Consider the following 7,679-nt stretch of genomic DNA (forward strand, 5'->3'; position numbering starts at 1 on the left):
CTCAACCGGCCGAGGCGAGCATCGCGAGCTCCTCGCGGGAGCCGGCGCCGGCCTTCTTGCGGATGTTGCGCAGGTGCGTGTCGACGGTGCGCACGCTGATGTGCAGCCGGGCGGAGATCTCGGCGTTGCTGAGGCCCGCACCGACCAGCCGGACCAGCTCACGCTCACGCGAGGTCAGCTCCACGCGAGAATGCCCCAGTCCCGTGTCGGCCGGCTCGCCGGCCTCGAGGAGCCCGCTGATCTCGAGCCTCGCCTCGTCCGCCTCTGCCGCACGGCCCTGGGCGCGCAGCAGCCGTCGCGCCTGCGTGAGCAGCTGGAGCGCATCGTCGCGCGCGCCAAGAGCGCGCAGCCGGCGCCCGGTCAGGAGCAGCTCGTCCGCATCCTCCGCGGCCAGCGCGGCCTGTCCGTCGAGGTAGACGACGAACCGCTCGCCGCCGATGGCCCGTCCGCGGTCGCGGAACTCCGCGGCGAGCTCGGGGTCGTATTCGGCGCTCAGTGACAGCATGGTGGCCACATCGGCGGCATATCGGTAGCCCCGCGCGCTCAGCGAGGCGGCGAGCTCGCGCTGGACGGCCGCAGCGGTCTTCGCGACGCCGCGATGCAGGTGCCTGGCTGCGTCGTAGAAGCCGTCGGCGTTGAAGGGCAGCGCGTCGCTGCCGCCGGTGAGGGTGCGTGCGCGGGCCGCGAACGACTGCGCGGCCGACTCCCTCCCGGTCCGCAGCGCCACCACGGCGGTGAGGTTGAGGAGCGCCTTGTCGGTGTCGAAGAGCATGCAACTGCTGGACACATCGAGGCTGAACACCAGCTTGGCGATCGAGAAGGCGCGGTCCAGCCGGCCGAGGGCGGACTCGGCGAGCACGGCGATGTAGGCGTGGCACGCGAGAGCGATCCGCTCTCCGCGCGACACGGCGGCGTCGAGGTGCGCTGTCGCCCAGGCGGCGGCCTCCTCGTGATGACCGGCCGCGCACAGAGCGAGCCCCCGCGCGACGGCGGCGTGGGCGATCAGCAGGTCGGAGGCGCCGGCGAACCCTGTCGACAGCAGGTCGAGGGCCTCGTCCGGTCGAGCCGTCAGCAGCAGCGCGTAGCTGAGGACGATCCTGGACAGCTCTCCGTCCGCCTCGTCCAGCTCGGTCTGCTCCGCCAGGTCGTTCAGATCGCCGGCGGTGATGCCGGTGCGCTCCATCCGGAAGCCGGTCTGCAGCGCGGTCAGCGCTCCGTGGAAGGGGAAGCTCTCCGAACAACCCGCGACGAAGTCCGCCTCCACCTCGTCGATCGGGTATGCCGCCTGCATCCCCCATCGCGCGCGGAGATACCGGAACGTCAGCTCCTCCCGCGCCGCGCTGTCGTCGAACGGGGTCTCCGAGACGATCCGCTCCAGGGCGCTGCGGTCGCTGGACTGGCTCAGCCGCAGCAGGAGGACGCGGATGGCGGCGGCGACGCTCGGCGACCCGCTCCACTGGGTGAGCGCGAGCTGGGATTGGGCGCGGCCGGCCTCGGCGAACATGCGCGCCACGAACGGCAGCTGGTCGTCGGCCGCCACGCGCCCGACGGAGAAGAAGTCGGCGAGCGGGCGCGCACGGGCTCCGTCCGGGGTGCCGTCGCCGCTGCCGGAGATCGCGTCCAGGAGGCGGATCCTGCGCACGCTCGACCGGCTGTGGGCGAAGAAATCCGCCAGCCCGGGCGGGTCGACCGCGACGAGGGGGCTCCCGTGCGGCGTGAACAGCCGGACGCGGCCGGCGCTCTCGAGCCGTTCGAGGCGCTCGTATCCGACCAGCTGCGCGGCCCTGCGGACATCCACCGCGCCGAGCTCGGCCAGCAGTTCCAGCGCGTCGGCCTCCTCGTCAGGGAGTTCGGCCAGCAGTGAGGCGTAGGCGGCGGAGAGGCTGTCGTCCCACAGTTCGGGGAGGTCGTACCAGAAGCCGTCCCCCTGGCGGACCCGGCCTCCGGCGACCGCCGCGTTCGTGATCGCGCAGACGATGCCGGCGAGTCCGCCGGACTTGATGAGCACTCGGCTGACCAGTGACGGGCTGACCTGCCCGCCCAGGCGTGCCTGGAGGAGGTCGTGCACGTCGTCGCCGTCGAGGGGGTCGAGCTCGATGCGCGCGTGGCTGCGCGCGAACCCGGCGGTCGAGCGGGCCACGCGCGTCCCCACTCGCGGAGCGGTCACCAGGATCGTGGTGCCGAACGTGCGATGTGCGAGCCGGAGCACGCTCCACGATGCGGCGTCGACGAGATGGGCGTCATCCACCAGGATGATCGCCGGGGCGAGCTCGCCGAGCCGGGGGAGGAACGACCCCGTGGGCACCGCCGGGGTGTGCTGACCGGCGGAGTCCCTGGCGAGCGCCGCGCGGAGGGAGTCGTACGGCAGGCTGTCGGAGACGCCCGTCACGATGAGCGTGCCGACCCCCGCTTCGGCGCAGTGCCGGGCGACCTGGTCGACGACGGTGGACCGTCCGGAGAGCCGGGGTCCGACGACGTCGACGCATGTGCGCTGGATGCCGTACCAGAAGGCCTCGCGTGCCTGGCGCTCGCGGGTCGCGATGACCAGCGGCTCCGCGGGGGAGTGGCGGCTTCCGGCGGTACGGCTCGTCCGCCCCATGGGGCTTCCGGCTGGGACGGACGTCGAGAACATGATCGGCTCCGGGTTCGCTCGGGATGGTGGATCGGGTTCATGATCGGTCACCGAACCTGAGGATGCGGGCCGCTCGAGCTGCGGTTGGGTGACCGGGCGGCGGTTGCTGCGTGACCGGTGTCAGCCGGTCGGCGTGTCCGCTCGTCTTCGATAGGCGGGTTCGCGTCGCACGAACGGGAGCACCAGATAGACGACGGCCAGGGCGCCGGCGACGACGATGATGACGGCCCACCACGGGAACGGAGGCGCGGGAGCGGCCGACGTGATCTGGCGCGTCAGCGCGTCCGGGGCCGGGATGCGCTCGCCGCGCACCAGGAGCCGGTGCGTGTTGACATGGATGGGGGTGCAGGTGACGAGCGTGACGTAGTCCTTGCCCGGCACGATGCTGAGCGCACTGATGTCGTCCGGCTTCACCACGGAGATGTGGTCGACGCGGTAGTACAGCGCGCGGTTCAGCGTCGTGACGCTGAACACGTCTCCGAGCTTCACCTTGTCGAGGTCGGTGAACATCGTCGCGTCGACCAGACCCGAGTGCGCGGTCAGCACCGCGTGCGTGCCGTAGCCGCCGATCGGGAGGGACGAGCCGTAGAGATGGCCGGCGCCCTTGTCGAGGGTCTGCGGGCTGGTGCCGTGGAAGACGGGGAGGGTGAGGCCGATGGAGGGGATCGTCACGCGCGACATCACGTCGATCCCCGGAAGCCGGAGCTGGCTCCCGTAGTCGGCTTCGGCCGGGGTCTCCGTCTGATCCGCCGCGGTCGGCGTCGTCGCCGCGTAGGGGTCCCGCAGCACGCCGTAGGGGAGGTTCTCGTTGTACCGCTGTGCGCGCTCGAGCAGCGAGTCGGCCTGCTCCGGACCGAGCTGTGCCGCCTTCGTCGCGAACGTCGACAGCTGAGAGGCCTGCGCCTGATCCGAGAACCAGGTGGCGGCCGCCGGATAGACGATCAGGCCGAGTCCGAGGGCGACGCCCAGCACAGGCAGCAGCCTTCGCTTGATGCTCTGACGTGGGCGCGGCTCCGTCATCGTGACTCTCCTCGTACGCGCGGTCGTTCGGTGGCATGGGTTCGGGGGAAGGGCGGTCGTGCCGCCCTTCCCCCGAACGGAGCAGGCGTCAGCCCTGCTGGGCCGCCTTGCGGCGGGAGCGGATCGCGACGATCACGACGCCGCCGATCAGCAGCGCGCCGGCGCCGTAGAACAGCGTGGCGCTGAGCGTCGAACCGGTGAACGGCAGGGTGAACCCGTCGTTGTGCTTGGCGTTGTCGATGTCGAGCGAGGTCGCCTGGGCGCCGAGGCCCATCGCGGTCGTCTTGATCGGCTCGGCCAGGAGCTCGCGGCCGGTCGGGGCCTTGGTCTCCACCAGCCAGAAGTACTGGTACTTCGGGTCGGTGGTGGAGGTCAGCTGAGCGCCGTCCGCGTAGTCCGACTGACGCAGACCGGTGATCGTGACGTTGCCGTCCGAGCCGGTGGTCCAGGTGCTCTTGCCGCTGATGGTGATCGGGTTGGTCCCGGCGGCGGCGTCGGCCGCGGTGGCGTAGAGCTTGAACTCGGCACCCGCGAGCGACATGCTCTGGTTCTCGGCGGCACGCTTGTGGATCTTGATCTCGGCGAGCTTGGTGTCGACAGGGCCGACCGGGAGCGGCTGCACCGGGTTGGCGGGGTCGATCGGCGTGCCGGGGGTGGTCGAGCCGGGGGTGCCCGGCTGGATGACGAAGCTGGCCTGGTTCGGGTAGACCCAGCCGACGTTGATGATGTGGCCGTCCTCACCGATGCCGTTGCTGACAGCGTTCACCTTGGTGTGGATGACGAGCTTGACCTGGGTGGAGGCGGCGGCGGCCTTCGCGGCGGCGAGCTTGGTGCGGCCGGCCGCGGTGAACTCCACGCTCACGGTGTTGGTGCCGGCGACGAAGGTCGTGGTGTAGTCGGACGCGGTGAGCGCCGTGCCATCGGTCAGCGTGACGTCGGTCGAGAGGTAGTCCAGACGGTTGTCCAGCGGGTCGACGATCTTGTAGCCGTCCGTCGCGGGACCGGCCGGGATGTCGGCGAGGATGGTCCAGTCGACCGGGCCGCCCATGGCGATCTCGGTGGCGTCCTTGACCGTCTTCGAGCCGCTCGCCTTGGAGTTCTTCGGGTAGACGTGGACGTCGTACATCCAGGCGTTGAGGTTGGTCGGATCGGTCATCGGCACCGTGATGAGGAACGGAGCAGCGGGGGTCACGCCCGCCGGGTACTTCGTCTCGCTCACGTAGTAGAGGCCGAGGTTGAGGTTGGCCGCCTTCGCGACGCCGCTCGCGTCGGTGGTGACCGTGGCCTTCGTCGACGACAGCTGGCTCTGCGCCTGCGCGACCGTGAGCGAGGTGGCCGACTTCCAGCCGGCGTTGGTGGTCAGGTCGACGTTGTTCACCTGCTGGATGGTGAACTCGATGCCGGACATCGGAGCCAGGCCGCCGAGCACGCCGGAGCCGTGGTCGGCGCCGTCGGCCTCCGTGCCAGGGCCTGTGGCGGGCATCTCGTACTTGTGGATGGTGATCGACCCCTTCTTGGTGGAGTCGATCGTCGAGGGCGTCGTGGCCGCGGAGGCCATCGAGGCGCCGGCCAGCGCGAGCACCGCGCCGGCTGCCGAGACGGCGACGAGCTTGAGCGTCCGCCGCGTGAAACGTGAATGCACGGGAGTTCCTTCTGCTTTCTGTGGTTCGGGCTGCTCCCACAGGAGAGTGCCCGTGGTGCATCAGCGAGCATAAGAAATACTGGATGCGGAACTCGCGTTCGTAGAGCTATCTACGTCCGGGTCCGGAGCCGGAGGTACGCGGCTCGTCCGCTCGCGTAGCCGCAGCCGACCCCGGCCTACGCTTCGCGGGCGCCGCTCTACGCCCTCCCGTGAGGACGGTCCGGGCACCCGGACGGGGGTGAGAACGTGAAGTCTATGTGGACGGGAACCCCCGGATGAGTGTCGAAGCCTGCGAATACGCATGCCGGCACCGCAATCTGCGCATCGCTCACGTGTGCTCTCGCGCCGCACGGACGACGATCGTCGCGGTCGTATGCGTACGGAGGCTGCCTCCATGCGTAGAGGGAGTGAGGCGTGGACGCGTACTTGGGATGAGAGCCCGCGTATCGGGCTTCCGCCTCCGCGTTCGGACCGCTGCAGGGACCATACCCTCGCATGCAGACCTCTCGCGTTCACGCAGGGGTCGCCTCTGTCAGCTGGAAGCGCACGTGCGCTCCGGCGCTGTCATCCCGCATGCAATCCGAGGAAGCTCAGTCATGAACCCGAAAGACCCGTGCCGGCTCGACCCGGCCTCCCCGAAGCCACGTGCTCGTCGCGCACGTCCCACGTCCGGACGCGGCCGCAACTGGTTGCGCCGATCCCTCGGGATGACGCTCGCGTGCGGCGTCGTGCTCTCCGGAGGTGTCGTCTCCGAGCAGCTGTTCGCGCCGGCACCCGCCGCCGTGGCGGCAACCTCCGTCTCGGGCATCATCAACTCGTATCAGGCGGTGTCCGCGGTGTCCGGTAAGACCGTCACGGTGACGGGCTCGATCACCGGTGCCGGAACCGCCTTCAAGGTCGGAGACCAGGTGATGCTCATCCAGATGACGGGAGTCTCGCCCGCCGTCTCCGGCTCGAACTTCGGCCACTACGACAACACGACCATCACCGCGATCTCGGGCAGCACGATCACGCTGGCGGCGATCACGAAGGGCTACAGCCCGTCGTCGGAGAAGGTGCAGTTGGTCCGCACGTACTCGGACACCGGCACGACGACGGTGAGCGGCGACGTGAAGGCGAAGCCGTGGGATGGGACGACGGGCGGCGTGATCTCGATGGCGGGGCAGACGCTGCAGCTCAACGCCAACGTGGACGCGACAGGCGCCGGATTCACCACCGACCATCCCCCTACCACCACCGTCGTCCCTGCCCTCTCGACCGGACAAGGTCAGACCACGGGGCGGGGGCTCGACGGTGGCGCTCCTTACTCGAGCTACTGGAGCATTTACGTCATGCCCGACACGGAAAAGTACACGGTCAACGCGCAAGGAGGACGCGGCGGCGGTGGGATCGATGGGGGCGGTGGCGCTCCATTTGTTGTGGCGCGAGGAGGCGCGGGCGGAGGTGTTGCTGGGGGAGCGGAGAGCGGCGCCGTCTACTCGACCATCAAGAAGGCGGCCGGAGCTGACGGCGGGGCAGCGTCCAGCGGCCCCACCAACATATTCATCTCGTCGTTCCGCGGGGCCTATGGAGGTGCGGGGGGCGGCGGTGGAATCGTTGGCGGCGGAGGTAGTGGAGCCGCCGTGAGTCCTGGCAGCGGCGGAGGAACCGATGGAGGGGGCTCAGGGGCATCGCTACAAATGGACGTCACGCGGAATGGTATGGGTTATACGACATACCCGACGGCGGGTGGCGGTGGCGGTGGCGTCCGCAGCGTTGGGAACGGGGGAGATGGTCTCACAGGAGGGCTCGCTGGAATGGTCGACTCAGCGAACGACGGGAGCGCGGGAGGTGGCGGCGGCTCGTACGGAGGTGGCGGCGGAGTGGGGGGCAACCTGTCTAGTGGTGGTGCGAACGGCGGCGGTGGTGGTGGCGGCGGCTGGTTCGGTGGCGGTGGCGGTGGCGCCGCAGCTACCGGAAGTTGGCAGGGTGTTCCTTTTGCGAGGGGCGGAAGCGGAAACGCCGCAGTTAGTGCTCCCATCCCGGATGGTATGCACTACCTGAACACGTCGAATCCGCGACTGATGATGGGTGGCGCCGGCGGGCGCGGGTCCAGCGACGCTGGCAGTACGTTGGGCGGTGCCGGTGGCGGCATCGTCGTGATGAGTTACGACTCCATTGTCTCTGGCGCGAACAGAGTCGTCAGGTCCGACGGTGCGGTCGGCATGGCTCCGCCGGGAGGCGGAGGCCACTCGGGATCAGGCGGTGGGGCTGGCGGCCAGATGCGGATCAGAGCTTCCACGTCAACTGCTCTCCTGACATTGTCCGCTGCCGGTGGCGTGGGAGGATCACCGACGTCGAGCTCATTTCTGTCTCTTATACACATCTGACGCTGCCGACGATATG

The 7,679-nt window shown here is 69.6% G+C and carries 4 protein-coding genes; 1 reads left to right on the forward strand and 3 read right to left on the reverse strand.

Features of this window, described 5'->3' with window-relative positions; all coding sequences use genetic code 11:
* Nucleotide 1: 1 nt before the first annotated feature.
* From ACR9ZG_RS07955 to ACR9ZG_RS07965, 3 genes are all read right to left on the reverse strand, one after another.
* Nucleotides 2-2,599: a LuxR C-terminal-related transcriptional regulator gene (locus ACR9ZG_RS07955; RefSeq protein WP_481284285.1), complete on the reverse strand. Its 2,598-nt coding sequence runs from the start codon at nucleotides 2,597-2,599 to the stop codon at nucleotides 2-4.
* Nucleotides 2,600-2,752: 153 nt separating this feature from the next.
* The gene (locus ACR9ZG_RS07960) at nucleotides 2,753-3,652 is read right to left on the reverse strand and encodes a class C sortase (protein ID WP_481284286.1); all 900 of its coding nucleotides are present in this window, start codon (nucleotides 3,650-3,652) and stop codon (nucleotides 2,753-2,755) included.
* 88 nt (nucleotides 3,653-3,740) lie between these two features.
* On the reverse strand, nucleotides 3,741-5,294 hold the full coding sequence (locus ACR9ZG_RS07965; RefSeq protein WP_481284287.1) for a SpaH/EbpB family LPXTG-anchored major pilin: 1,554 nt from the start codon (nucleotides 5,292-5,294) through the stop codon (nucleotides 3,741-3,743).
* 707 nt (nucleotides 5,295-6,001) lie between these two features.
* On the opposite strand from ACR9ZG_RS07965, the gene ACR9ZG_RS07970 reads away from it, so the two are divergent.
* Nucleotides 6,002-7,663 (forward strand): hypothetical protein, encoded by a 1,662-nt coding sequence (locus tag ACR9ZG_RS07970; RefSeq protein WP_481284288.1) that lies wholly within the window; start codon nucleotides 6,002-6,004, stop codon nucleotides 7,661-7,663.
* The last annotated feature ends 16 nt before the right edge of the window (nucleotides 7,664-7,679 follow it).

This window comes from Leifsonia sp. KNZ12-8B, assembly GCF_056755495.1.

Excerpts from the sequence above, each read along its gene's own strand:
- ACR9ZG_RS07955 (WP_481284285.1), bottom strand. The coding sequence starts at position 2,599 with ATGGGGCGGACGAGCCGTACCGCCGGAAGCCGCCACTCCCCCGCGGAG.
- ACR9ZG_RS07970 (WP_481284288.1), top strand. The coding sequence starts at position 6,002 with ATGACGCTCGCGTGCGGCGTCGTGCTCTCCGGAGGTGTCGTCTCCGAG.
- ACR9ZG_RS07960 (WP_481284286.1), bottom strand. The coding sequence starts at position 3,652 with ATGACGGAGCCGCGCCCACGTCAGAGCATCAAGCGAAGGCTGCTGCCT.